Genomic DNA, 24,645 nt, shown 5'->3' on the forward strand with positions numbered 1-24,645 from the left:
AGTTTGTAGTGGAGCCGAGGGTGTCCGGACACGACGTGGCGAGGAGGCCGGCGATGCGTCTGCATTTCCGTGGTGTGGTGCTGCCCGAAGGGGAGTTGCGCGATATCTGGGTGCGGGACGGGGTTATCTCGTACGAGCCGATCGCCGATGCGGACACCGTGCACGCCTCGGGTTGGATCGTGCCCGGGCTGGTGGACGCGCACTGTCATGTCGGCATCAAATACGGTGGCGGGGACGAGGATTCGGCGGGTGCGGTGGCGCAGGCCGAGGTGGAGCGGGATGCCGGTGCGCTATTGCTGCGCGATGCGGGATCACCCATCGACACCAGGTTCATCGATGAGCGCGAAGACCTGCCGGAGATCATTCGCGCCGGGCGGCATATCGCCCGGCCGCGCCGCTACATTCGCGAACTCGGGATCGAGCTCGACGATGAACGGGATCTGCCGGAGATCGTCGCGGAACAGGCGCGGCGCGGGGACGGCTGGGTCAAGATCGTCGGTGACTGGATCGACCGGTCGGTGGGGGATCTGGCCCCGCTGTGGTCCGACGCCATTCTAAAAGAGGCCATCGACGCCGCTCATCGAGAGGGCGCGCGGGTGACCTCGCATGTCTTCGGCGAGGACGCGCTGTACGGCCTGCTGGAAGCGGGCATCGACTGCATCGAGCACGGCACCGGCCTCACCGATGACACCATCGAGATGATGGCGCGCAACGGCACCGCACTCGTTCCCACCCTGATCAATATCGACACCTTCCCCGAAATCGCCGACAGCGCAGGCAAATTCCCCATCTACGCGGCGCATATGCGCGATCTGCATCGCCGCTCTCGCGAGACCGTGGCCAAGGCCCACGATGCGGGCGTCCCCATCTACACCGGCACCGATGCGGGCGGTTCCATCCCGCACGGCCGCATCGCCGACGAGGTCGCCGCCCTGTCCGGCGCGGGTTTCTCCAATCACGACGCCCTCGGCGCATCCGCCTGGAATGCCCGCACCTGGCTCGGCCGCTCCGGCATCGAACCCGGCGCCCGCGCCGATTTCATTGTCTACCAACAGGACCCCCGCCTCGACCTGACCGCCCTGACCACCCCCGCCTGGGTGGTGCTGCGCGGCCATGTCTACGACCGCCGCGACCCGGTCACCGCATACCGGTAATTCCATGGGCTATTCGCCCGCCGCCCACCCTCCTAGAATCCAATGACCCAGGCATTCGGAGGGGAATTGCCATGAGCACCGTTCCGGCACCCCGTCGTGGGCGGTTTACGCCTCGCATCAGCGCGTTCATGTCGGTGATGCATGTCAGAATGGCAGGGATCGAGCGTAATCCGACCGCACGTGCATGTGGCGACATGGTCGGACGGAAATGACCATGACAGCGGAGGTTTCGACTATTCACCCACTGGGGCCGACGACCGTGGAGGACTGGCTGGCTGAGGAGCAGCCGGCCGATGGATCCCGTCTCGAACTCATCCTGGGGTACCGCTATATGACACCTGCGCCCGGTGGCTGGCATCAACACGCCTCGTTCCAGCTTGCGAAAATCCTCGACGCCGCAGTGTCTGAGGCGGGTCGTTCGGATCTACGCGTTCTCCCCGCGGTCGCGGTGAAGATCAGCACCGCGTTCCGGACCGGCGTCATTCCCGATGTTGCCGTGGTCAGCGCCGGCATCGATCGGACCAGTTATGAGCCGGATGAACTCGTGCTGGCCGTCGAGGTGTGGTCGCCCGGCAATACCCGCGAGGAGCGGGATACGAAAATGGCGGGCTATGCGTCCGCTCGGGTCCGGTATCTGTGGACCGTCGAGCTGCTCGCGGGCAAACCTGCCAAGTTCTGTTGCTACCGGATGGGTGAAACCCGGTATCGGCAGGAGGTCTACGCGGCAGCGGGCGAGACCGTCGTCGCGCCCGGACCGGTCCCGGTCACGGTCGACACCTCGCTCTTGAGCTGACCGCGCGAAATCGGCTCACAGGTTGGTGGATTCGACTACGCGAAACAAGTGAATCAGTCATGCTTCACATGTTTTGTCGTTCCACCTTGTTAGGAGAAGACCTTGGGTTCCGTTGAAAGCTTTGCGACGGCCGTACTGGCCGGACTGGTCGTCAAGCTGCTGACCGGCAGCATCGGCCACTAGGACCATGCGGACAGCCCATCGGAGTCGCGCGGGCTCCGGTGGGCTGATTCGTGCCACCGATGAATTCCCGGCGGCCGGGGAGTCCCTATTGGATAGGCGTTTGCACCGATAGGGAGGTTGATCATGCGGGATCTGGTTGTCACACAGAACATCACGCTCGACGGAGTCATCGACGCGAGTCAGGGGTGGTTCACCGTCGGTGCGGGGGAGCAGGGCGAACTCGACGATGTGCTCGCCGAACTCATGAAGCACACCGAGGCGTGCGATGCCGTGCTGTACGGGCGGGTCACCTTCGAGGGCATGCGCGAGTACTGGCCCAAACAGGTCGACGATGACACCGGCATCACCGCCGAGTTGAACGAAATGCGCAAGTACGCGGTGTCCCGGACCATGGGCGATCCAGCCTGGAACAATTCGATCGTGCTGCGCTCGCTCGACGAGGTGCGCGCGATCAAGCAGCAGCCCGGAAAAGATATCGTCAGCACCGGCAGCATTACCCTCGTGCATGATCTGACCGCCGCCGGACTGGTCGACGAATACCGGCTGTTCGTCTATCCGGTGGTCCTGGGCCAGGGTGCGCGACTGTTCCCCGAGGGTGCGAAGGTGCCCGCGCTGCGGCTGGTCGAGAGCAAACAGTTCCGCTCCGGCATCGTGCTGCTGCGCTACCGCACCGACTAGCCCGATTTCCGGGGCGTGCACCCCGTCTGGCAGAATGGTCGCTCGTCCTCGTCGAGGACAGTGCAGCCCGTCTCCGGATACGTTCCGCGCGGCGGTCACACACTCAACGCAAAACCGGGCCCACCCCGTGTGGGCTGCTGAATTGCGCCGTGACCACTCAGGCTTTCCCGCGTGGAAGGCCGCCATCGAAAGGCACAGCTCATGGCTGTTCGTATCAAGCTGACCCGTCTGGGCAAGATCCGCAACCCGCAGTACCGCATCGTCGTCGCCGATGCCCGTACCCGTCGTGACGGCCGCGCGATCGAGTCCATCGGCATCTACCAGCCGAAGGAAGAGCCCTCGCTCATCCAGATCGATTCCGAGCGCGCGCAGTACTGGCTGGGTGTCGGCGCGCAGCCGACCGAGCCCGTGCAGCGTCTGCTGGAGATCACCGGCGACTGGCAGAAGTTCAAGGGTCTGCCGGGCGCCGAGGGCACCCTGAAGACCAAGGCCGCCAAGCCGTCCAAGCTGGACCTGTTCAACGCCGCGCTGGCCGCCGCCGACAGCGAGCCCACCACCGAGGCCGTCACCCCGAAGAAGAAGGCCGCCAAGAAGGAGGAGGCCGCCGAGGCTTCCACCGAGGCTGCCGAGACCCCGGCTGCCGAGTAATGACGGCCGTCGTCGCCGATGCCGTCGAACATCTGGTTCGCGGCATCGTCGCCAATCCGGACGATGTCCACGTCGAGCTGATCACCAGCCGTCGTGGCCGGACCGTCGAGGTGCATGTGCACCCCGATGATCTGGGCAAGGTGATCGGGCGCGGTGGACGTACCGCGACCGCACTGCGCACCCTCGTCGCCGGTATCGGCGGTAAGGGCATTCGCGTCGACGTGGTCGACACGGATCAATAGATGGAACTCGTCGTCGGGCGGGTCGCCAAATCGCACGGTGTGCGTGGCGAACTCGTCGTAGAGGTCCGCACCGACGAGCCGGATCTGCGTTTCGCGCCCGGCAGCACCCTGTCGGGGCGGCTGCCGCGCGCGAAGCAGACCCAGAAGTACGTAGTGGAGTCGGCCCGGGAGCACTCGGGCCGGCTTCTCGTGCGTCTGGACGGGCTCGTCACGCGTGAAGCCGCGGATGCGTTGCGCGGCATGCTCTTCGTGATCGACACCGCCGATCTGCCGCCCTCGGAGGATTCGGACGAGTACTACGATCACGAACTCGAAGGTCTCACCGTGCGATTGGGTGACGGCACCGTTGTGGGCAAGGTCCGCGAAGTGCTGCATTCCGCTGCGGGAGAACTGCTTTCGATCACCGCGGCCGAAGGCTTCCCGGGTCCCGCGGGCCGAGAAATCCTGGTGCCCTTCGTGAATGCGATGGTCCCGACCGTATCGATCGCCGATTCTCTGATCGTCATCGATCCGCCCGAGGGTCTGCTGGATCCGGAGTGAGCGCGATGCGAATCGACGTCGTCACGATCTTCCCCGAATATCTGGAGCCGCTGCGAACGGCCTTGCTGGGCAAGGCAATCGACAAGGGACTGCTGGAAGTCGGCGTACACGATCTGCGTGACTGGACGCACGACGTGCACAAGGCCGTCGACGACACCCCGTACGGCGGCGGCCCCGGCATGGTCATGAAACCGACCGTGTGGGGTCCGGCGCTGGATGATGTCTGCCCGGAGGACGCGCTGCTGGTGGTGCCCACCCCCGCCGGTGTGCCGTTCACCCAGCGCACCGCCGAAAGATGGTCCACCGAAAAGCATTTGGTGTTCGCGTGCGGTCGCTACGAAGGTATCGATCAGCGCGTCTTCGAGGACGCCGCCCGGCGCGTGCGCGTCGAAGAAGTCAGCATCGGTGACTACGTATTGATCGGCGGCGAGGCCGCGGTGCTCGTCATGACCGAGGCCGTGGTGCGCTTGATGCCCGGCGTGCTCGGCAATAAGCAGTCGCACGAACAGGATTCGTTCTCCGACGGACTCCTGGAGGGCCCCAGCTACACCCGCCCGGTGTCCTGGCGCGAACTCGACGTCCCCGACATCCTGCTCTCGGGCAATCACGCCAAGATCGATGCTTGGCGTCACGAACAGTCGCTGGAGCGCACCCGCGCCCGCCGCCCCGATCTGCTGCCGCCCGACGGCGAATAATCTTCGCGCAGTTCGCTTTGTTGCCGTTCAGGCGCGGCCTTTATCGGTTTTAGGTGCGGCACTGTGCGAGCCTGTCGCCGCACGACGGTAGTGTCTGCGGGCGTGACGATAGCCTCCGAACCTGTCAGCGCAGACACCGTCAGCTCCACCGGAACCGGAACCGTCCGCCTAGCCAGTGTCGGCCGCCGTATCGCCGACGAGCTGGGGGTGCGGGAAGAACAGGTGCGTGCCGCCGTCGAACTCCTCGACGCGGGCTCCACCGTTCCGTTCGTGGCCCGGTACCGCAAGGAGGTCACCGGCGGTCTGGACGACGCGCAACTGCGCCAACTCGATGAGCGCCTGAACTACCTGCGCGAACTCGACGACCGCCGCGGCTCGATCATCGAATCCATCCGAGGCCAGGGCAAACTCGACGACGCGCTGCACGCGCAGCTCATGCTCGCCGACACCAAGGCCCGGCTCGAGGACATCTACCTGCCGTACAAGCCCAAGCGGCGCACCAAGGCGCAGATCGCGCGCGAGGCCGGGCACGAGCCCGTCGCCGACGCTCTGATCGGCGATCCTGCCACCGATCCCGCGCAGTACGACGCCGAACAGCTCGACGGCGCGCGGTCCATCCTGGTGGAGCGTTTCGCCGAGGACGCCGACCTGGTCGGTGAACTGCGCGAACTCATGTGGAATCGCGGGCAGATCAGCTCCAGCGTGCGCGCGGGCAAGGAAGAGGCGGGCGCGAAGTTCGCCGACTACTTCGAATTCAGCGAACCGTTCTCCAAACTGCCCTCGCACCGCATCCTGGCGCTGCTGCGCGGTGAGAAGGAAGAGGTGCTCACCCTGCACCTCGAGGCCGACACCGAAGAGCCGGAGCCCGGCGAGCGCACCATCTACGAGGGCCGCATCGCGCACAAGTTCGGCATCGCCGCACAGGGCCGCCCCGCCGACACCTGGCTGCTGGACACCGTGCGCTGGGCCTGGCGCACCAAACTTCAGGTGAGCCTGGGCATCGATATCCGGATGCGCCTGCGTCAGAGCGCCGAACGCGACGCCGTGGACGTCTTCGCCATGAACCTGCGCGATCTGCTGCTCGCCGCACCGGCGGGCACCCGCCCGACCATGGGCCTGGACCCGGGTTTCCGCACCGGCGTGAAGGTCGCCGTGGTCGACGCCACCGGCAAATGCGTCGCGACCGAGGTCATCTACCCGCATACCGGTCAGACCGAGAAGTCCCTGGCCGTGCTCGGCGCACTGGTCGCGCGGTTCAAGGTGGAGCTCATCGCCATCGGCAACGGCACCGCCTCCCGTGAGACCGATGCCCTTGCCGCCGAACTCATCTCGCGCATTCCGGAGAACAAGCCCACCAAGATCGTGGTCTCGGAAGCGGGCGCGTCGGTGTACTCCGCCTCGGCCTACGCCTCGGTGGAACTGCCCGATATGGATGTCTCGCTGCGCGGTGCGGTCTCCATCGCGCGCCGCCTCCAGGACCCGCTGGCCGAGCTCGTGAAGATCGACCCCAAATCCATCGGCGTCGGTCAGTACCAGCACGACATCTCCGAAACGCTGCTGGCCCGCTCCCTCGGCGCGGTCGTCGAAGACGCCGTGAACGCCGTCGGCGTCGACGTCAACACCGCCTCGGTACCGCTGCTGTCCCGCGTCTCCGGCATCACCGGCTCGGTCGCGGAAAGCATTGTGGCGCACCGCGATGCCAACGGCCCGTTCCGCAGCCGCACCGCACTGCTGAGCGTGCCGCGCCTGGGCCCCAAGGCTTTCGAACAGTGCGCGGGCTTCCTGCGCATCCGCGGCGGCGACGATCCGCTGGACACCTCCTCGGTGCACCCCGAGGCGTACCCGGTGGTCCGCCGCATGCTCGAGGCCAGCGGTCGCGGTATGCACGAACTCATCGGCAACACCACGGCATTGCGCGCCCTGCGCCCCGCCGACTTCACCGATGAGCGCTTCGGTGTTCCGACCGTCACCGACATCATCGCCGAACTCGAGAAGCCGGGCCGCGACCCGCGCCCCGAATTCAAGACCGCCGAATTCGCCGCTGGCATCGAGAAGGTCGCGGATCTCAAGCCCGGCATGGTGCTCGAAGGCGTGGTCACCAACGTGGCTGCCTTCGGTGCCTTCATCGATGTCGGCGTGCACCAGGACGGTCTCGTGCACGTCTCCGCCATGTCCCACAACTTCGTGAAGGACCCCCGCGAGGTCGTCAAATCCGGCGATGTCGTGAAGGTCAAGGTCATGGAGGTGGACGTGCAGCGTCAGCGCATCGGCCTCTCGCTGCGCCTCGACGATGAGCCCGGTGCGCCCAAACCCGAACGCGGCGAAGGACGTCCGCGCGGTGGCCAGGGTGGCGGCGCACGTCAGGGTGGCGGCAACCCGCGCGGTCAGGGCGTCAGCGCACGTGGCAACCAGGGCGGCGGCCAAGGCGGCAATGCCCGTGGCGGTCAGGGCGGCGGCGCACGCCAGGGCGGCGGTAACCGTCCGCAGGCCGCCCCGAGCGGCTCGATGGCCGATGCCCTCCGCCGCGCGGGCTTCGGCAAGTAGATCTCGCACGCAGATGCGGTGGCACGGGTAATCCCGAGAGGGAGCCCGCGCCACCGCATCGGCGCTCGTCCGAACCCCGTGGCGAAGTGACCACCGGGGGGTCGACCGCCTGTGCGGTCTCGCGCCTCGGCCCGGCGGTCACCGCTCCGGCTCGCCCGTGCCGGTGTCTTTTGTCTTGTTCCCCGTTGGTTCGGGTTCACGGAGCGGCCGACGGCGAGGTGCAGAATGGCGTTGACGTGGGCACTCCCGAGGCGTCGCTACGCTCGGTCGTGACCTTGCCGGCGCGACGGATCGTGGAGACGAGACTGGGATGAAGGGTTTGCACCGCTGGTGGGAGCACGATGTAGTGGAGAACGGGCGGCTACCGCTGGCCTGCCTGCTATTCGGCTTCATCGTCGGTTTCATCCTGATTCGAATCAGCGTGCGGCTCATTCGCAAACAGGTGCGCTGGTGGCCCGGCAATGTCCGCGCGGGCGATGTGCACATCCACCACATGGTGTTCGGCGTGATCCTGGTGCTGGGTTCGGGCGTCACGCTGGTGACGCTGTACGACAGCAGCAGCGGTGTGGTCGGCGCGGTGGCGGCGGTCTTCGGCGTCGGCGCGGCCCTGGTGCTCGATGAGTTCGCACTCATCTACTACCTGCGTGATGTGTATTGGGAAGAGCAGGGCCGCACTTCGGTGGACGCCGTATTCGTCGCGGTCGCGGTCACCGGTTTGCTGCTGCTCGGTTTCCATCCGCTGTGGCTGCTCGATATCAATGATTTCCGGCGCGATCCCGGGACCGCCGAGCGCACCCTGATCGCCGCGTTCGCGGTGGTGAATCTGCTGCTGGCCGCGATCGTCATCGCCAAGGGCAAGATTTGGACCGGCCTGTTCGGCATGTTCTTCCCGCCCCTGCTGGTGGTCGGCGCACTGCGGCTGAGCCGTCCGGGTGCGCCGTGGGCGCGCTGGCGGTACGGCAACCGCCGCGGCCGCATGCGGCGCGCGATCGTGCGCGAACGCAAATACCGGCGGCCGGTCATCCGGGCCAAGATCTTCCTGCAGGATCTGGTCGCGGGTAGCCCGGATGTCGCGCATGTGCGCAGGGCAGCCGAGGAAGAGTTGGTGCGCACCGTCGTTCCGGCCCCGTCGGCCCCGTTACCCACGCCACACCTGGGTAGCAGAAAGATTGCTGACTGACGGTCGGCATGCCAGGGTTGGGCATGGGCTACGTTGTCGGCGATTACCTGCTCGATCGGCTCCACGAACTCGGCGTCACCGAGATATTCGGTGTCCCAGGCGATTTCAACCTGCAATTCCTGGATCACGTGGTCGAGCACCCGGGTATCCGATGGGTCGGCAGCGCCAATGAACTCAATGCCGGATACGCCGCGGACGGGTACGCGCGATTGCGCGGCATCGGCGCGGTGGTCACCACCTACGGCGTCGGTGAGCTCAGCGCCGTCAACGCCATCGCCGGTAGCTATGCCGAGTACGTGCCCGTCGTACATATCGTCGGCGTGCCCGCCAAGGACATTCAGGCCAATCACCGCATCATCCATCACACGCTCGGTGACGGCGATTTCCATCATTTCCGGCGGATCGCCGCCGAAGTGACCTGTGCGCAAGCCGATCTCGGCGCGGCCGATGCGTGCCAGGAAATCGATCGGGTGCTGAATTCGGTACTGGTGCACCGGCGTCCCGGATATCTCATGCTCGCCACCGATACCGCGCGCATCGAGGTGAGTCCGCCGACCACGCCGCTGGCCCCGCCCGCCGACTTCAGCAGTGCCGGTGCGCGAACGGCTTTCACCGCGGCGGCCCGCGAATTCCTGGCCGATCGCCGGGTCACGGTGCTCGCCGACGTCTTCGTCAATCGCATCGGCGCGACCGATCAGTTGCGCGGTTTGCTGGCCGCCGGTGATCTGCCGTACGCGACGCTGGCCTGGGGCAAAACCCTCGTCGATGAATCGACCCCGAACTTCCTGGGCGTCTACACCGGTGCGGCCTCACCCGAGACCGTGCGCGCGGCCGTGGAGGATTCCGAGCGATTGGTGACCGTCGGCGTGCAGTACACCGACAGCATCACCGCCGGATTCAGTCATCGCATCGACGCGCGGCGCACCATGGAAATCGGCCCGGAGCGCACGGTCATCGGTGGTGTGGACGCGTATGCCCCGCTCTCGCTCCCGGCGGCGCTGGAGATCCTCACCGAACTAGCCGCTGAATTCGCGGCCCCCGACAAGACCACCCCCACCGCCGATGTCATCCCCGCCGTCACCGATCCCGGTGACACCCCGCTCACCCAGGCGACCCTGTGGCCGCTCATCGCCGGAGCCCTGGACAACAACAATGTGGTTGTCGCGGACCAGGGTTCGGCCTTCTTCGGCCTGGCCACCCTGCGCATGCCGAGCGGTATCACCTTCATGGGCCAGCCGCTCTGGGGTTCCATCGGCTACGCCCTGCCCGCCGCGCTCGGTGCCGGGCTGGCCTGTCCGGATCGGCGCGCGGTGCTGGTGATCGGTGACGGCGCGGCCCAGCTCTCCATCCAGGAACTCGGCACCTGGATTCGTGAGCGACTGACCGGTGTCATCGTGCTGGTCGACAATGACGGCTACGCCATCGAACGCGCCATCCACGGCCCGGCCGCCCCGTACAACGACATCGCGCCCTGGCGCTGGTCCGAACTCCCGCACGCCTTCGGCGGTGACGAGGATTCGGTGCTCACCCTGCGCGCGACCACGGTCGGCGAACTTCGCGAATGCCTGGAGGTAGCCGCGGCCGCCCAGGACTGCCTGGTCTTCCTCCAGGTGGTCACCGGCCGCACCGACTATCCGCCGCTGGTATCCGATATCGCCTCGGCCATCACCCGCGCGAACAGTCGCTCCTGACCGCCTCGTACGCTGATCAGGCGGTTCGGCGGTGGACCCCCGATTACAGCGCGGGCGGTTCCGTCTGGCACAATGCTCAGGTTGCCTTGGACGTGTTCGAGTGTTGAACACGGCTGCCGGGGCACCGCCCAATATCCGGAGCACGAACCGGTAGAGCATCTCCCTTCCGGGCAGGTAGCCACCAGGTTCCTCTGTTCGCGCGAATCCATATAAGGACGGAAATGAACACCCTCGACTTCGTCGACGAAAAGTCGCTGCGCACCGACATCCCGGCGTTCCGCCCGGGTGACACGGTGAACGTGCACGTGAAGGTTATCGAAGGCAACAAGGAGCGCATCCAGGTCTTCAAGGGCGTCGTGATCCGCCGCCAGAACGGTGGCATCCGCGAGACCTTCACCGTGCGCAAGGTGTCGTTCGGTGTCGGCGTGGAGCGCACCTTCCCGGTGCACTCGCCGAACATCGATCACCTCGAGGTCGTCACCCGTGGTGACGTCCGCCGCGCGAAGCTGTACTACCTGCGCGATCTGCGTGGCAAGGCCGCGAAGATCAAGGAAAAGCGCTGATATAGCTTTTCGCTCCGAACGCCGAGTAGCCCGGCACCGCATGGTTCTTCGCGGTGCCGGGCTACTCTGTTCCGGTGGCAGACGAGAGCGAGTCGGTGACGGTGTCCGGTGCGGACGACAGCGGTCGGGCAGCGGATGCGCCGACGACCGAGCCGAAGAAGAAGCAGCGGCCGTTCTGGCAGGAACTGCCGATGCTCATCGGCATCGCCGCGGTCATCACGGCGCTGGTGGTGACATTCATCGGACGGCCGTATGTGATTCCGTCGCAGTCGATGGAACCCACCCTGCACGGCTGCGCGGGCTGTACCGGCGACCGCATCTACGTGCAGAAGCTGAGCTACTACTTCGGTGATCCCAAACCGGGTGACGTGGTGGTGTTCGTCGGCCCGACCGACGACTGGAACAAGCACTACACCTCCATCCGCTCGAAGAACACCGTGATGCGCGGGGTGCAGAACTTCTTCTCGTTCTTCGGCCTGGTGCCGCCGGATGAGAACGATCTGGTCAAGCGGGTCATCGCGACCGGCGGGCAGACCGTGCAGTGCTGTGACGCGCAGGGCCGAATCCTGGTGGACGGCAAGCCACTCGACGAGCCGTACGTGAAGTTCAACAACAAATTCGATCCCGAGCACCCGGATGTCCCGTTCAACGCCGGCGGCCGCGCGTTCGGCCCGATCAAGGTGCCGAACGGCAATCTGTGGGTGATGGGCGACAACCGCGCCGAATCCGCCGACTCGCGCTATCACATGCGTGATGAACTGCAGGGCACCGTGCCCGTGGACGATGTGCGCGGTAAGGCGGTCTACAAGATCTGGCCGCTGGGCCGGATCGGATTCGTGAAGTCGCAAGACCCGCAGACCAACTGAGCTCGAGCGGGATAATCGACCGGTGGGGAAGATGGCGAACGGTGGCGTGGCGCGCAAAACGCGCGGCGGCAAGAAGATTCAGCCGATCGAACGCGGTGATTGGCCGCCGCGCGTCGTCATGCGGCGCGCGGGCGGGCTACGCACTCTCGAAGCGGCGCTGATCCGCAGCGGACTGGGTCCGGTCGCGGGCGTCGACGAGGCGGGCCGGGGTCCGTCCGCCGGACCGCTGGTGGTGGCGGCCTGTCTGCTCGCACCCAAGGCGTACACCTCGCTGTCCGGGCTCGATGACTCCAAGAAGCTCACCGAGGCCGCGCGCGAGGAGCTGTTCCCGATCATCAAGCGGGTCGCGCTGGCCTGGAAGGTGATCGTCATCCCGGCCTGGGAGATCGACTCCATCGGTATTCACGTCGCCAATATCGAAGGCATGCGGCGTGCGGTGGCCGGACTGGACCCGACCCCCGGGTACGTTCTCACCGATGGGTTCCGGGTGCCCGGGCTACCGGTGCCGTCGCTGCCGGTGATCGGCGGCGACGCGACGGCGGCCTGTATCGCCGCGGCGAGCGTGCTCGCCAAGGTCACCCGGGACCGCATGATGGTCCAGCTCGACGAGCAATTCCCCGGCTATGGTTTCGCCGGTCACAAGGGCTACAACACGCCCGAACACACCGAGGCCCTGCGGCGGTTGGGCATCACCAGTGAGCACCGGCGGTCCTGGCGCAATGTGCGGGAGACCGGCCGGGTGGCTACCGATACCGCGTATGCGGGATGATGTCCGTACACCCAGTTGGGCGACAAGGAGGACGTTCCACCCGATGAGCGCCGAGGATCTCGAGAAGTACGAAACCGAGATGGAACTCTCGCTATATCGCGAGTACAAGGACATCGTCGGCCAGTTCTCATATGTGGTGGAGACCGAGCGCCGCTTCTACCTGGCAAATACGGTCGAGCTGCGGCCGCAGAACGCCGATGGCGAGGTGTACTTCGAGGTGCGCATGTCCGATGCGTGGGTCTGGGATATGTACCGGCCCGCTCGCTTCGTGAAGCATGTTCGCGTCATCACCTTCAAAGATGTCAATATCGAAGAGCTGGAGAAGCCTGACCTGCGGCTTCCGGAGTAATCCACAGCCTTTCGGCATCCACAGGCAGTCTGTTTCCGCAGGTCGGCATGGCCGGGTCCGTCATGGGCCCGGCCATGCTGGCTGAATGGGAGACAGTCTCGCGCTCGGAGCGCATGGGGAGGAGTTGGCGGCGCGGTATCTGAGCGCCGCCGGGATGGAGATCGTTGCCCGCAATTGGCGATGCCGGTACGGGGAACTGGATCTGATCGGGCGGGACGATGCGGGGATCACCGCCTTCGTCGAGGTGAAAACGCGGCGCAGTCGCGCCTTCGGCCCGCCCGCCGAGGCGGTCACCTTTCTCAAACAGCAGCGCATCCGGCGGCTGGCCCTACTGTGGCTGCACGAACAGCAGGGGCCGTGGCGGCGGGTCCGGTTCGATGTGGTGTCGGTGCTGATGCGGCCCGGTACCGAACCGGTGATCGAACACCTCAAGGCGGTGTTCTGAGATGCCTTTGGGGAGAGCGTTTTCCGTGGCGGTGGCCGGGGTGGACGGAACCCTGGTGGAGATCGAGGCCGATATCGGCCAGGGGTTGCCCTCGGTGCATCTGGTCGGGCGGCCCGATACGACACTGCAGGAATCCCGGGATCGGGTGCGCGCGGCGGTCAGCAATACGGGGGAGAAGTGGCCGGACGGGCGGGTCGTGCTGGCCCTGTCACCGGCGACCCTGCCCAAGGTGGGCTCGGTCTATGACCTGGCTCTGGCCGCCGCCGTGCTGGACGCGGCGGGCACCATTCCGGCGCATCGGCTGGCCGATACGGTGCTGCTGGGCGAACTGGCCCTGGATGGCCGGGTGCGCCGCGTGCGCGGCATCCTGCCCGCGGTCCTGGCCGCCCGAACCGCCGGTCGCGCCACCGTCGTGGTGCCGACGGCGGCCTTGCCCGAGGCCGGGCTGGTGGACGGTATCCGGGTGCTGGGCGCGTCCACCCTCGGTGAACTGCTGGATTGGCTGCGCGGCACCTTCGACCTGGCCCTGCCCGCACCCGCCTCGCCACCGCTGCTGCCACCCGTGGGCGATCTGCGCGAGGTGGTCGGCCAGGACGAAGCCCGCTGGGCATTGGAGGTGGCCGCCGCCGGCGGCCACCACCTGCTCCTGACGGGTCCGCCGGGCATAGGCAAAACCATGCTGGCCCAACGCCTTCCGGGCCTGCTGCCACCGCTGCGCGAACGCGAGTCCCTGGAGGTGACGGCCATCCACTCGGTGGCGGGCATCCTCTCCGACGATCACCCGCTGATCTTCTCCCCGCCCTTCGTCGCGCCGCACCACTCGTCCTCGGTCGCGGCCATGATCGGCGGCGGCTCGGGCTCGGCCCGCCCGGGAGCGGCCAGCTGCGCCCATCGCGGCGTCCTGTTCCTCGACGAATGCGCCGAGATCGGAACCAAGGTTCTGGAGGCGCTGCGAACTCCCTTGGAGGAGGGCGAAGTTCGCATAGCCCGCCGCGATGGCGTGGCCCGCTATCCGGCCAGATTCCAACTGGTCCTGGCGGCGAACCCGTGCCCCTGCGCCCCCGCCCGCGATATCGACTGCATCTGCGCCCCTTTGGCCCGCCGTCGCTATCTCGGCAAGCTCTCGGGACCATTGCTGGACCGCATAGACCTGGCAGTTCAAATGCATGCCCAATCCGCGGGCGCGTTCAGCGGGGAGGAAGTCGAAAGCAGCGAGGCTGTTCGAGCACGGGTGGCCGTTGCCCGCGATGCCGCCGCCGAACGCTGGTCGGCCCTGGGTTTATCCACCAATGCCGAAGTCCCGGGCCACATCCTGCGCCAGAAATTCCGCCTCCCCCGCGAGGCCCTCGCCCCCGTCGAAAACGCCCTCCGCCACGGCCGCATGTCCGCCCGCGGCGCGGACCGTGCCATCAGAGTCGCCTGGACCGTCTGCGACTTACGCGGCGGCGATCTCCCCACCGCCCAGGACATCCTGCAAGCCTTGAACTTCCGCCAGCGAGGTGCCGCATGACCGGTTATCGGCCCGATGAGACGACCGGGCGCGGAGCGCGGTCCTCGTCTGAATCACGCTGCTCCGCAGGCGAATCCGGCGCGATGGAGTCCGAGGTCGAAGGTGATCACGGTGCGGCGTCTGCGCCGCTGGCTGCGACCGACACTCGAATGACCACGGAAGCGGCGGCGAGGGCCACGGATGCCACGACCGTGGCGACGGTCGCCGCCGGTACTCGCAACGCCACTGCCACCGCGACTCCCGGCGGTGATCCGGATGAGCGGCGTCTGGCGTGGGTCTACCTGTCTCGAGTGGTCGAAGGACCATGCGCGGCACTGAGTTCGCTGATCGAGTCGGTGGGGGTGATGGAGGCGGCTCGGGCGGTGCGTACGTGTGCGTTGCCGGAAGTGTTGCGCGGGCCCACCGAAGCGCGGCGGGGGATCGAGCAGGCCGAGGCGGATCTGGCGTTGATGGATCGGCTTGGGGGACGGGTGATTACGCCGGATGACGCGGAGTGGCCGGCGTGGCGGATGCTGGGGTTGCGGCAGTTGGATCCCGAGCAGGATGAGGCGGCCGCTGTGCCGCTGGTGTTGTGGGCGCGGGGGCCGCGTTCCCTGTTGGAGTGCACCGAGCGGGCCGTGGCCGTCGTTGGTGCGCGGTGCAGCACCGGGTATGGGAATCACGCGACGGGGGAGATCGCAGGGGAGCTCGCGGTGCGGGGGTGGACGGTGGTGTCGGGGGCGGCCTTCGGGATCGATGGGATGGCGCATCGGGCGGCGCTCGCGGTGGGCGGGTGCACGATCGCGGTGCTGGGGTGCGGGGTGGATCGGCCGTATCCGGTCCAGCACGATCATCTGCTGGCCGAGATTGCTGCCACGGGGCTGGTGGTCAGCGAATATCCGCCCGGGACCGGTGCGCGTAAGCATCATTTCCTGGCGCGGAATCGACTTATCGCGGCGTTGGCGGACACCGTGGTCGTGGTGGAGGCGGGGGCGCGCAGTGGGGCGCGCAATACCGTGAAATGGACTCGGCGGCTTGGGCGTCCGGCGTTGGCGGTGCCGGGGCCGATCACCTCCGCGGCTTCGGTGGGGTGTCATCGCATGATTCGGGAGGGGGAGGCGTTTCTGGCCACCAGCGCGGCGGACATTCTCGATGAGGCTGGGCCGCTGCGGCTTTCACTGCCGGGGAAGGTGCCGTCCGCGCCGGAGGACAATCTGTCCGATGAGGAGGCGCTGATCTACGCGGCGCTGCCCGCGGTCGGGTCGCGGGTGCCGCGGTCATTGGTCGCGGAGACCGGTCTCTCGATGCCCGCGGTCCGGGCGACGCTGTCCGGTCTGGAGATTTCCGGGCTGGTGGCCTGTGACGACTCCGGTTGGTACCGCCTGAACCAGTCCGCGCCGGTCGGTGCGCAGGCGATAGTGGCCGAACACGATCGGCATCGTTGAACAGCGTCGAGGCACGATGGCACCTGGGCCCTACGGCGACGGCGGCGCGGGAACTTGCTTTGCGGGAGGGGGAGGGTGAACGTGGGGGGATGAGTGGACTGCCCGAGGATTTGGAGGCCTTGCTGACCGAGTACGGGCGGCATCTGCGGCTGGGGCGGAATCGGTCGGAGCATACGGTGCGGGCCTATTCGGGGGATGCGCGATCGCTGCTGGAGCATTTGGTGGCGCGATCGGCGGATTCCGGTGTGGCGGAAGTGGATCTGGCGCTGTTGCGGTCCTGGCTGGCGGAACAGTCGGCGGGCGGTGCGGCCCGCACCACCATGGCGCGACGGACATCCTCGGCCCGCACTTTCACGGCTTGGCTGACGCATACCGGGAAACTCGGGGTGGATCCCGGACCGCGGCTGGGCTCGCCCAAGGCGCATCGGGTACTACCCGCGGTGCTCGGCCGGGAGCAGGCGCGGGCAGCCATGGACGCGGCGGAATCCGGTGCCGCACAGCATGATCCGATGGCTCTTCGGGACCGCCTGATCGTGGAGATGCTGTACGCCACCGGAATTCGGGTGAGCGAACTGTGCGGCCTCGATATCGACGACGTCGACCGCGAACGCCGCCTCGTACGCGTACTCGGCAAGGGCAACAAGGAGCGCGCGGTGCCGTTCGGCCTCCCCGCCGATCAAGCCCTGGACGCGTGGCTGCGCTACGGCCGCGCTGCCCTGGCGATCCCGGATTCCGGTCGCGCCCTCCTGCTCGGCCGTCGCGGCCGTCGTCTCGATCAACGCCAAGCCAGAACCGTTGTGCACGAGGTGATTTCCGCGATCCCCGGTGCCCCCGATATGGGCCCGCACGGTTTCCGTCACACCGCCGCCACCCACCTCCTCGAGGGCGGCGCGGACCTGCGCGTAGTCCAGGAGATCCTCGGCCACGCCAGCCTCGCCACCACCCAGCTCTACACCCACGTCTCCATCGACCGCCTCAAGAAAGCCCACGATCAAGCCCACCCCCGCGCATGACCGCCGATCTTCTCGGGAGGCCGTACGGCCCAGGTTCGCTCGGGCGCACGATCTTTGGCGGTCTGGCCGCAGTACACGGCCCAGCTCCGACCATCCGCGCGATCGCCGACCGTGTCGAGGAACCGTGCGACCGGGCACACTCGCGCGCATGACTGTTCATCGGTTTGCCGACTCGGTCGATCTGCTGCCTGGCGCGGCGAATTCGGCGGTGATACTGCATGTTCCGCACTCCTCGCGCGTGATCCCGCCCGCCGTCCGCGCCGATATCCTGCTCGACGAGCGGGCGCTCGCGGACGAACTGGATCACATCACCGACGCGCATACCGAGCGGATGGCCGCCATCGCGGCGGGACTCGCTCCGGTTCGGCCCTGGCGGTTCGTGAATCGGCTGTCCCGGCTGGTGGTCGACCCGGAGCGTTTCCCGGATGAGCGGGAGGAGATGCTCGCGGTGGGTATGGGCGCGGTCTACACGAGGACGACGCATCGGGAAGCCTTGCGCGCCGCGGACTTCGACCCGCAACCGCTGCTGGGCGAGTACTTCCGTCCCTATGCCCGGGCGATGGCCGACGCGGTGGCCGATCGGGTCGCGGCCACCGGCCGGGCCGTCATCATCGATGTGCACTCGTATCCGGCCGAGCCGCTGCCGTACGAGCTGCACGGCGACGGCGTTCGCCCGCCGATCTGCTTGGGTGCGGACGACTTTCACACGCCATCGCGGCTGACAGCCCGCGCCGCCGAGATTTTCGCCGAATTCGGGGGAGTGGGCATCAACAGCCCGTTCGCGGGCACCTACGTACCCCTGGACCGGTATGGAACAGATGCGCGCGTCGCCGCGTTGATGCTGGAAATCAGGCGGGACACCTATATGAGCGAACCCGGTGGCCCGCCCGGAGCGGGTCTGGAACGCCTGGCGGTCGCGCTGGCCGCGCTGATCGATGAACTCTCATGATCGACGCCATATCGAAGTCTATCGACGAGCTATCGTCAGCCGTGCTACGTTGAGTTAGGTAATCCTAATAATGGAGGTGGCTCCTTGGCTCGCGCCCGCACAACCTTTGTCGTCCAGAACACCATTCGCCTGTCCGAGCACCTGATTCGCGTCCACCTCGGCGGACCGGGCTTTGCCGCGTTCGAGCCGAACGCGTTCACCGATGCCTACGTCAAACTGGCCTTCCCCGGCCCCGACGGCGACACCATGCGCACCTACACCGTGCGCTCGATCGATACCGCCGCACAGGAGATCGCCATCGATTTCGTCTATCACGGCGATGAGGGCGTGGCCGGTCCCTGGGCCGCCGCCGCCGAACCCGGCGACACCATCGACCTGCTCGGCCCCGGCGGCGCCTACGCCCCGCGCCCGGACGCCGACTGGCATCTGCTCGCCGGTGACGACTCCGCCCTGCCCGCCATCGCCGCGGCCTGTGCCGCGCTCCCCGCCGACGCGGTGGGCCGGGTATTCGTCGAAATCGCCGGTCCCGCCGACGAACTCGCCTTCGTATACCCCGAAGGCGTGAAGCTGACCTGGATCCATCGTGGCGACGCCGCCCCGGGCGAACTCCTGGCGGCCGCGGTTCGCGCCGAACCCTGGCTCGATGGCCAGGTCCAGGTCTTCATCCACGGTGAAGCCCAAGCGGTCATGCACGACCTGCGTCCCTACATCCGCAAGGAACGCGGCATCACCGCCGAATGGGCGTCGTCCATCTCCGGGTACTGGCGTCGCGGCCGCACCGAAGAGGGCTTCCGCCGCTGGAAGTCCGACCTCGCCGAGGCTGAGAAGTCCGCTCCCGCAGGCGTTTAGCTACACGAGGCCACCCCACTCCGCGCTTTGGTTCGGTGCTACCCGGTTCAGTCGGGTGGTCGGGTTCAGGGGCCGCCCCCGGCCCAGGTACCGGGCCCGTGGTCAGTGTGCGGTGGTTCCCTGCTCCGGCTTCGGTTTGCGTTTGGCTGCCCGATCACAGGATCGGACCGTCATGATGTAGCGCCAGGCGAACCAGCGCTGAATGAGCCGGACCACCGGCCCGCCCGCACGGACGTACCAGGCACCGGGACGGGAGAACGCCGCGATCACCCCGTACACCGATTCATCGGTCGGGTCGTATTCGATCGCGAACAACTCCTCACCGCTTTCGGGGTGCCCCGGCAGGGTGCCGTAGGCGAAGCCGCGGCGATTCGGCTCGTCCACGACGTACACCACCCGGCAGGGGGCGGTGATTCCCAGCGGGCCGATACCCAGTCGGACCGTGAGCTCGGTGCCGGGTTCGGCGGTGGGGGTATCCGCCGCGACGAAAATCCCTGTTCCGCGCTGCATCTCGTATTCGAGGACCTGGCTGGCCGCATGGTTGAACATGGCCCTGCCGGTGCCGATGCGGCGGCGCATTCGGAAGTGGTGATAGCCCTTCGGGAAGTCGCCGGTTGTCGCGCCGACATCGGGATAGGTGAAGGGGATGATGGCGGGTTCGTGCGGCATGTCCTACATCCTGGCCTCAGTTGGCCTCGAGTGGTTTGAGTCGGATGGGCGTTCGATGAATCAGGCCCAGCGGGTCCAGATAATCACGGGAGCGGCGTGCTCCCCAGTGCAGGCAGGCCGCGACCGGGCAGCCGTCGTGCCCGCGATTCAGTACGCCCACGACCGCGCCGCGATTCACGGTGCGGCCCAATGGGATTGACGGGGTGACGGGTTCGTAGGTGGTGCGCAGTCCACCGGGATGATCGATGGAGACTACCGGTTTCCCGGCGATGATTCCCGCGAACGCGATGGTTCCCCCGCCCGCCGCGAGCACCTGCTGGCCGGGCGTTCCGGCGAGATCCACCCCGCGATGCCCGGGCAGCCAATTCCGCTCGGGTTTGTCGAAGGCGCGCACGACCGCCGGCCGCGGCCGTAGCGGCCAATCGAATTCGCCCGGCGCGGCGAGGCCCGAGGGCGCGAAGACGATCGGCCCGATCAGCAGTATGGGCAACCAGCCGAAGGCGATCGGCGTGAGCCGTCGCACCGGGAGCCGGGCGAGAACGATCGACACGAGCGGACGCATGCGTTCACTGTGCGCGTCCACGCCCGCCGCCGGACTACCGTGAATGGCGAATGTGGATAGCCCGCGCGATGTGAATACCGCGCGATTGACATGCTCGAAACCGGCTGGACCAGGTGTTTCGAATAGGCCGCCGCGTATGCGAAAAGGAGAACAGGCATGGGCTCCGCCGAGCCGCCCGGAAATTCCGCGAACGTGGATCCGGCCGTGAGCGACCACGATATCGCCGCCGCCGAGGCCCGGATCGAAGAGCTCATCGAGGTCGGCGAAACCGAGCTCGACTACCGCTTCACCCTGGCAAACGAACGCACTTTCCTGGCCTGGATGCGCACCGCCCTGGGGCTGCTCGCCGGTGGCGTCGCCGTGCACGAACTGGTGAAACCCTTTCGCCACCACGGTGTCCGCTCGGCCGTCGCGATGAGCTGCATCGTGCTCGCGGGCATCATCGCGCTGGGCGCGTACGGCCGCTGGCGGCATGTGCAGTCCGCCATGGAGCGCGGTGACACGATGCCGCGCACGCTCATGGTCCCGATTCTGGCCGCCGGTATCGCGATCATCGCGGTGCTCGCTGGTATCGGCCTGCTGCTGTCGTGACCACTCCGGAGGCGGGTCTGGCCGCCGAGCGCACCGCCCTGGCCTGGCGGCGCACCGCGATCGCGTCGATGGCCAATGCGGTGCTGTTCCTCAAGGCCGCGTTCAGCAGTGATTGGCGTCCGGTGACGGTGGCGGCGTTTCTGGCCACGATCGCATTGCTGGTGGTCACGGCCGTGTGTGTGCGTCGCGGTCAGGTGCTGCATTCGCATCGAAAGGGTGCGTGGGACAGGGGTGATCGCGGTATTGCCGCGGTCGCCGTGGCGGTGGGCGGCGTGGTTGCCGTCGCGTTCGTGCTCGCGCTCGAATATGCGATCCTGGAGAAGTAGGTATTGCCAGGTCAGCCCCCTTCTGTTAGGGCCGATTTCGGCCTGGGGTGACGGCACCGTAAACTGATCCAGCGGTTTGCTTGAACGCAATCCGACTTCGCGCGCCCACATCGAGGGTCGTCGGCTGGTCCCCCAGATTTTTCATTGGCGGGTTCCGAGGGCTGTGGGCGCCAGGGCAGAGATCGCCGATTTCTGCGTCAACCAGCAATGAAAGGGTTACGGGGCCATGCCTGTCGTAACAATGAGGCAGCTGCTCGACAGCGGCGCGCACTTCGGACACCAGACCCGTCGGTGGAACCCGAAGATGAAGCGTTTCATCTTCACCGACCGCAACGGCATCTACATCATCGATCTGCAGCAGACGCTGACCTACATCGACAAGGCCTACGAGTTCGTCAAGGAGACTGTCGCCCACGGTGGCACCGTCCTCTTCGTCGGTACCAAGAAGCAGGCCCAGGAGTCGATCGCGGCCGAGGCCACTCGCGTCGGCATGCCCTACGTGAACCAGCGCTGGCTGGGCGGCATGCTCACCAACTTCGGCACCGTGCACAAGCGCCTTCAGCGTATGAAGGAGCTCGAGGCCATGGAGCAGACCGGTGGCTTCGAGGGTCGCACCAAGAAGGAAATCCTCATGCTCACGCGTGAGAAGAACAAGCTCGAGCGCACCCTCGGCGGCATCCGGGACATGGCCAAGGTTCCCTCGGCCATCTGGGTCGTCGACACCAACAAGGAGCACATCGCCGTCGGTGAGGCTCGCAAGCTGAACATCCCGGTCATCGCGATCCTGGACACCAACTGCGATCCCGACCTGGTCGACTACCCGATCCCGGGTAACGACGACGCGATCCGTTCGGCCGCGCTGCTGACCCGCGTTGTGGCTTCCGCAGTCGCCGAGGGCGTGCAGGCTCGTGCCTCGCGTGCCGCCGGTGACTCCAAGCCCGAAGCCGGCGAGCCGCTCGCCGAGTGGGAGCAGGAACTGCTGTCGTCGGCCACCCCGGCCGCCGAGGCTGCCGCTGAGGCCCCCGTCGAGACCGCGGCCGAGGCCGCTGTCGCCGAGGTCCCCCCGGCCACCACCCCGGCTGATTTCTGAGCCGCGTCACACGCAGTTAGTTCACCCTGCCGCCCCTTCCTGTTCGGAAGCGGGCGGCATGGTGTGACAAACCCACAGACTCACACTGAGGAGGCTCGCCGCCATGGCGAACTACACCGCCGCTGACGTGAAGAAGCTTCGCGACCTCACCGGCTCCGGCATGATGGACTGCAAGCGGGCGCTCGAGGAGAACGACGGCGACTTCGATAAGGCCGTCGAGACCCTGCGCATCAAGGGCGCCAAGGACGTCGGCAAGCGCGCTGAGCGCGCCACCGCCGAGGGCCTGGTCACCGCCGCTGACGGCGTGCTGATCGAGATCAATTCCGAGACCGACTTCGTCGCCAAGAACGCGGAGTTCCAGGAACTGGCCAACGCGGTCGTCGCCGCTGCCGCCAAGGCCCGCCCGGCCGACCTGGACGCGCTCAAGGCTGTCGACCTGGGCGGCAAGACCGCCGATCAGGCCGTGCAGGAGCTGGCCGCGAAGATCGGCGAGAAGCTCGAACTGCGTCGCGTCGTCTCCTACGACGGCCCGGTCGCGACCTACCTGCACAAGCGTGCCACCGATCTGCCCCCCGCCGTCGGCGTGCTGGTGCAGTACACCGGTGACAGCGAGGCTGCCGCCGAGGCCGCCCGCGCCGCCGCCATGCAGGTCGCCGCGCTCAAGGCCAAGTACGTGACCCGCGATGAGGTTCCGGCCGAGCTGGTCGAGAAGGAGCGTTCGATCGCCGAGGCGACCGCGCGCGAAGAGGGCAAGCCCGAGGCCGCCCTCCCCAAGATCACCGAAGGTCGCGTCAACGGCTTCTACAAGGACGTCGTCCTGCTGGAGCAGCCGTCGGTCACCGACAACAAGAAGACCGTGAAGCAGCTCCTGGACGAGGCCGGTGCCGTTGTCACCGCCTTCTCCCGCTTCGAGGTCGGCCAGGCGTAATTCGCCTGCCACACCCCAAAAGGCCCCTCGCCCATCATCCTTCGATGAGCGAGGGGCCTTTTGCCGTCCACAGGGTTCGCCGATTGATCAGCAGCCCATGTTGCCGTCTCGCCCGGTGCCCGCATAGCTCCCGGTGGTACTGCAATTGCTGGTGCTGCCGGTCGCCAAGTAGTTGAAAATCAGCGCGGGGAACAAGACGAAGTCCACGACGGTGTTGACCGCGGACGCGTACAGGTTGAACAGCGCCCCCTTGTCATCGCCGCCCTGAACCATCGTGGACCGTGCGCTTCCGGTGGGGATCGGTGCGGTGTCGGCCGCGGCCGTTCCCGCAGCCGCGGTCAGTGTCGCGACGATCGCGAGTGCTGCGATGCCGGTGCGAACCACACGTCGTTGGGATTGCATGTGATTACGCGCCCTGGTGGTTGGTGGCGCAGGTGGTGCAGATGCCCGAGCCCGAAAGCAGTGCCGAGAGAATCGGCGGCCAGATCAACTGCACGACAGAACTTCCCGCTGCCTCGGCGCTGAACGAACTGAAGTCGGGCAGGTGATTGGCTTGGGCCCAGCCGCTTTCGGAGTTCAGCAGGGGTCCGAGGAGATTGAACGAGCCGGTGGCCGAGCCCGCGCCCGAACCGCTGGGGGCGTCCGCGACCGTGGCTGCGGGTGAGGTGTCGGCGGTTGGGGTGAGCGGGATATCCGCCGAGGCATGGCCCGCGGTGGTTGTCAGGGCAGTCGCCATGGTCAGACCGGCTAGAGCCACCCCGGCCCGGTGCTTGATGTTCATGCCCGTCAGATTAGTGAACAGTTGACATTTCAGATTGAATTTCGCAATGTGGGCTCGAGTTTCGTGCCGGACCGGACTTCACGACACCGGGCGATTCTGTAGTGCGGTGAGCTGGTGGATGTCGTGCTTCAGGCGTAATTCGGCGATGAGGTCGGGGGTGGCTTCGCCGGAGGAGAGTAGTTCGCTGAGTTCGGCGAGGTATTTCTCGTGGCCTGACGGGGTGACCAGGAAGAGCATTGTGGCTGTTGTGGTGCCCGGGTTGTGGAAGGCGTGCGGGCAGCCCGCTGGGACGTGCATGAAAGAGCCTGGGCCGCCGCGGAATACGGTTGTGCCGTCTTCGGCTTGCCAGGTGGTCCAGTCGCCGACTGGGGCGGCGGCGGGGTGGAAGGCGAGTAGGTCGAGTTCGCCTTCGACGATGTAGAAGATCTCCTCGGCGTGGCCGTGCCAGTGGGCGCCGACGTCGAAGCCGGGTGGGACCTGGGCTTCGAAGGCGGACCAGGCGTCGGAGCGTTCGGCGCCGACTTTGAGGGTCATGGTGGGCTGGACTTTGGAGCCCGCCCCGGGCGGTAGCAGGAGGCCGTTGCCGGCCAGTAGTCCGTCGGTCACGGTGTCA

General features: G+C 67.0%; 29 protein-coding genes. 24 read left to right on the plus strand and 5 right to left on the minus strand.

The window, feature by feature from the left end; translation table 11 throughout:
- The first annotated feature begins 53 nt into the window (after window positions 1-53).
- From AB0L82_RS03865 to AB0L82_RS03960, 20 genes are all read left to right on the plus strand, one after another.
- Complete coding sequence (locus tag AB0L82_RS03865) at window positions 54-1,154, plus strand: amidohydrolase family protein (RefSeq protein ID WP_364630581.1); 1,101 nt, start codon at window positions 54-56, stop codon at window positions 1,152-1,154.
- A gap of 214 nt (window positions 1,155-1,368) precedes the next feature.
- A complete protein-coding gene (locus AB0L82_RS03870; protein WP_364630584.1) occupies window positions 1,369-1,947 on the plus strand; it encodes a Uma2 family endonuclease in 579 nt (192 codons plus the stop codon).
- A 306-nt stretch (window positions 1,948-2,253) separates the two neighbouring features.
- A complete protein-coding gene (locus AB0L82_RS03875; protein WP_364630587.1) occupies window positions 2,254-2,808 on the plus strand; it encodes a dihydrofolate reductase family protein in 555 nt (184 codons plus the stop codon).
- A 201-nt stretch (window positions 2,809-3,009) separates the two neighbouring features.
- Window positions 3,010-3,456: a 30S ribosomal protein S16 gene (gene rpsP, locus AB0L82_RS03880; RefSeq protein ID WP_364630590.1), complete on the plus strand. Its 447-nt coding sequence runs from the start codon at window positions 3,010-3,012 to the stop codon at window positions 3,454-3,456.
- The gene (locus AB0L82_RS03885; protein ID WP_067574801.1) at window positions 3,456-3,698 is read left to right on the plus strand and encodes an RNA-binding protein; all 243 of its coding nucleotides are present in this window, start codon (window positions 3,456-3,458) and stop codon (window positions 3,696-3,698) included. The genes rpsP and AB0L82_RS03885 overlap by 1 nt, the downstream gene beginning before the upstream one ends.
- Window positions 3,699-4,238 (plus strand): ribosome maturation factor RimM, encoded by a 540-nt coding sequence (rimM, locus tag AB0L82_RS03890; RefSeq protein ID WP_364630594.1) that lies wholly within the window; start codon window positions 3,699-3,701, stop codon window positions 4,236-4,238.
- A gap of 5 nt (window positions 4,239-4,243) precedes the next feature.
- On the plus strand, window positions 4,244-4,933 hold the full coding sequence (gene trmD, locus AB0L82_RS03895; protein ID WP_364632754.1) for a tRNA (guanosine(37)-N1)-methyltransferase TrmD: 690 nt from the start codon (window positions 4,244-4,246) through the stop codon (window positions 4,931-4,933).
- 189 nt (window positions 4,934-5,122) lie between these two features.
- Window positions 5,123-7,477 (plus strand): Tex family protein, encoded by a 2,355-nt coding sequence (locus tag AB0L82_RS03900; protein ID WP_364632756.1) that lies wholly within the window; start codon window positions 5,123-5,125, stop codon window positions 7,475-7,477.
- 310 nt (window positions 7,478-7,787) lie between these two features.
- On the plus strand, window positions 7,788-8,657 hold the full coding sequence (locus AB0L82_RS03905) for a hypothetical protein (RefSeq protein ID WP_364630597.1): 870 nt from the start codon (window positions 7,788-7,790) through the stop codon (window positions 8,655-8,657).
- 23 nt (window positions 8,658-8,680) lie between these two features.
- Window positions 8,681-10,348 carry a thiamine pyrophosphate-binding protein gene (locus AB0L82_RS03910; protein ID WP_364630601.1) on the plus strand — a complete coding sequence of 556 codons (1,668 nt, stop codon included), beginning with the start codon at window positions 8,681-8,683 and terminating at the stop codon, window positions 10,346-10,348.
- A gap of 221 nt (window positions 10,349-10,569) precedes the next feature.
- On the plus strand, window positions 10,570-10,911 hold the full coding sequence (gene rplS / locus AB0L82_RS03915; protein ID WP_364630604.1) for a 50S ribosomal protein L19: 342 nt from the start codon (window positions 10,570-10,572) through the stop codon (window positions 10,909-10,911).
- A gap of 191 nt (window positions 10,912-11,102) precedes the next feature.
- Window positions 11,103-11,777, plus strand: coding sequence for a signal peptidase I (gene lepB, locus AB0L82_RS03920; RefSeq protein ID WP_364632758.1), 675 nt, complete (start codon window positions 11,103-11,105; stop codon window positions 11,775-11,777).
- A 31-nt stretch (window positions 11,778-11,808) separates the two neighbouring features.
- On the plus strand, window positions 11,809-12,546 hold the full coding sequence (locus AB0L82_RS03925) for a ribonuclease HII (protein WP_364632760.1): 738 nt from the start codon (window positions 11,809-11,811) through the stop codon (window positions 12,544-12,546).
- A 43-nt stretch (window positions 12,547-12,589) separates the two neighbouring features.
- On the plus strand, window positions 12,590-12,895 hold the full coding sequence (locus tag AB0L82_RS03930) for a DUF2469 domain-containing protein (RefSeq protein WP_067514125.1): 306 nt from the start codon (window positions 12,590-12,592) through the stop codon (window positions 12,893-12,895).
- 85 nt (window positions 12,896-12,980) lie between these two features.
- On the plus strand, window positions 12,981-13,340 hold the full coding sequence (locus AB0L82_RS03935; protein ID WP_364630608.1) for a YraN family protein: 360 nt from the start codon (window positions 12,981-12,983) through the stop codon (window positions 13,338-13,340).
- A 1-nt stretch (window position 13,341) separates the two neighbouring features.
- Window positions 13,342-14,850: a YifB family Mg chelatase-like AAA ATPase gene (locus tag AB0L82_RS03940; protein WP_364630611.1), complete on the plus strand. Its 1,509-nt coding sequence runs from the start codon at window positions 13,342-13,344 to the stop codon at window positions 14,848-14,850.
- Window positions 14,851-14,999: 149 nt separating this feature from the next.
- Window positions 15,000-16,274: a DNA-processing protein DprA gene (dprA, locus tag AB0L82_RS03945; RefSeq protein WP_364630614.1), complete on the plus strand. Its 1,275-nt coding sequence runs from the start codon at window positions 15,000-15,002 to the stop codon at window positions 16,272-16,274.
- A gap of 89 nt (window positions 16,275-16,363) precedes the next feature.
- Window positions 16,364-17,287 carry a tyrosine recombinase XerC gene (locus AB0L82_RS03950; protein ID WP_364630617.1) on the plus strand — a complete coding sequence of 308 codons (924 nt, stop codon included), beginning with the start codon at window positions 16,364-16,366 and terminating at the stop codon, window positions 17,285-17,287.
- Between the two features lie 148 nt (window positions 17,288-17,435).
- Window positions 17,436-18,236: an N-formylglutamate amidohydrolase gene (locus AB0L82_RS03955; RefSeq protein WP_364630620.1), complete on the plus strand. Its 801-nt coding sequence runs from the start codon at window positions 17,436-17,438 to the stop codon at window positions 18,234-18,236.
- An 84-nt stretch (window positions 18,237-18,320) separates the two neighbouring features.
- Window positions 18,321-19,085: a siderophore-interacting protein gene (locus AB0L82_RS03960; protein WP_364630623.1), complete on the plus strand. Its 765-nt coding sequence runs from the start codon at window positions 18,321-18,323 to the stop codon at window positions 19,083-19,085.
- A gap of 102 nt (window positions 19,086-19,187) precedes the next feature.
- On the opposite strand, the gene AB0L82_RS03965 is transcribed toward AB0L82_RS03960, so the two are convergent.
- Window positions 19,188-19,754 carry a DUF1990 domain-containing protein gene (locus AB0L82_RS03965; protein ID WP_364630626.1) on the minus strand — a complete coding sequence of 189 codons (567 nt, stop codon included), beginning with the start codon at window positions 19,752-19,754 and terminating at the stop codon, window positions 19,188-19,190.
- 16 nt (window positions 19,755-19,770) lie between these two features.
- Window positions 19,771-20,316: a peptidoglycan DD-metalloendopeptidase family protein gene (locus AB0L82_RS03970; protein WP_364630629.1), complete on the minus strand. Its 546-nt coding sequence runs from the start codon at window positions 20,314-20,316 to the stop codon at window positions 19,771-19,773.
- Between the two features lie 156 nt (window positions 20,317-20,472).
- Between AB0L82_RS03970 and AB0L82_RS03975 the strand changes: the two genes are divergently transcribed.
- From AB0L82_RS03975 to tsf, 4 genes are all read left to right on the plus strand, one after another.
- Window positions 20,473-20,907 (plus strand): DUF202 domain-containing protein, encoded by a 435-nt coding sequence (locus tag AB0L82_RS03975; RefSeq protein WP_364630631.1) that lies wholly within the window; start codon window positions 20,473-20,475, stop codon window positions 20,905-20,907.
- Window positions 20,904-21,233 carry a DUF202 domain-containing protein gene (locus AB0L82_RS03980; protein ID WP_364630633.1) on the plus strand — a complete coding sequence of 110 codons (330 nt, stop codon included), beginning with the start codon at window positions 20,904-20,906 and terminating at the stop codon, window positions 21,231-21,233. Before AB0L82_RS03975 ends, AB0L82_RS03980 begins: the two co-directional genes overlap by 4 nt.
- 226 nt (window positions 21,234-21,459) lie before the next feature.
- Window positions 21,460-22,323 carry a 30S ribosomal protein S2 gene (gene rpsB / locus AB0L82_RS03985; RefSeq protein WP_364630636.1) on the plus strand — a complete coding sequence of 288 codons (864 nt, stop codon included), beginning with the start codon at window positions 21,460-21,462 and terminating at the stop codon, window positions 22,321-22,323.
- A 103-nt stretch (window positions 22,324-22,426) separates the two neighbouring features.
- Window positions 22,427-23,251 (plus strand): translation elongation factor Ts, encoded by an 825-nt coding sequence (tsf, locus tag AB0L82_RS03990; protein ID WP_364630639.1) that lies wholly within the window; start codon window positions 22,427-22,429, stop codon window positions 23,249-23,251.
- A gap of 87 nt (window positions 23,252-23,338) precedes the next feature.
- Here the strand turns inward: tsf and AB0L82_RS03995 are convergent, their stop codons facing one another.
- The 3 genes from AB0L82_RS03995 to AB0L82_RS04005 all read right to left on the minus strand — a co-directional run bounded on the left by AB0L82_RS03995 (window position 23,339) and on the right by AB0L82_RS04005 (window position 24,638).
- Complete coding sequence (locus AB0L82_RS03995) at window positions 23,339-23,653, minus strand: hypothetical protein (protein WP_364630642.1); 315 nt, start codon at window positions 23,651-23,653, stop codon at window positions 23,339-23,341.
- Window positions 23,654-23,657: 4 nt separating this feature from the next.
- Window positions 23,658-24,032 (minus strand): hypothetical protein, encoded by a 375-nt coding sequence (locus AB0L82_RS04000; protein WP_364630645.1) that lies wholly within the window; start codon window positions 24,030-24,032, stop codon window positions 23,658-23,660.
- Window positions 24,033-24,110: 78 nt separating this feature from the next.
- Window positions 24,111-24,638, minus strand: a complete 528-nt coding sequence (locus AB0L82_RS04005; protein ID WP_364630648.1) for a cupin domain-containing protein — start codon at window positions 24,636-24,638, stop codon at window positions 24,111-24,113.
- Window positions 24,639-24,645: the final 7 nt, after the last annotated feature.

Source organism: Nocardia sp. NPDC052001, assembly GCF_040680615.1.
Classification (GTDB): Bacteria; Actinomycetota; Actinomycetes; order Mycobacteriales; family Mycobacteriaceae; genus Nocardia.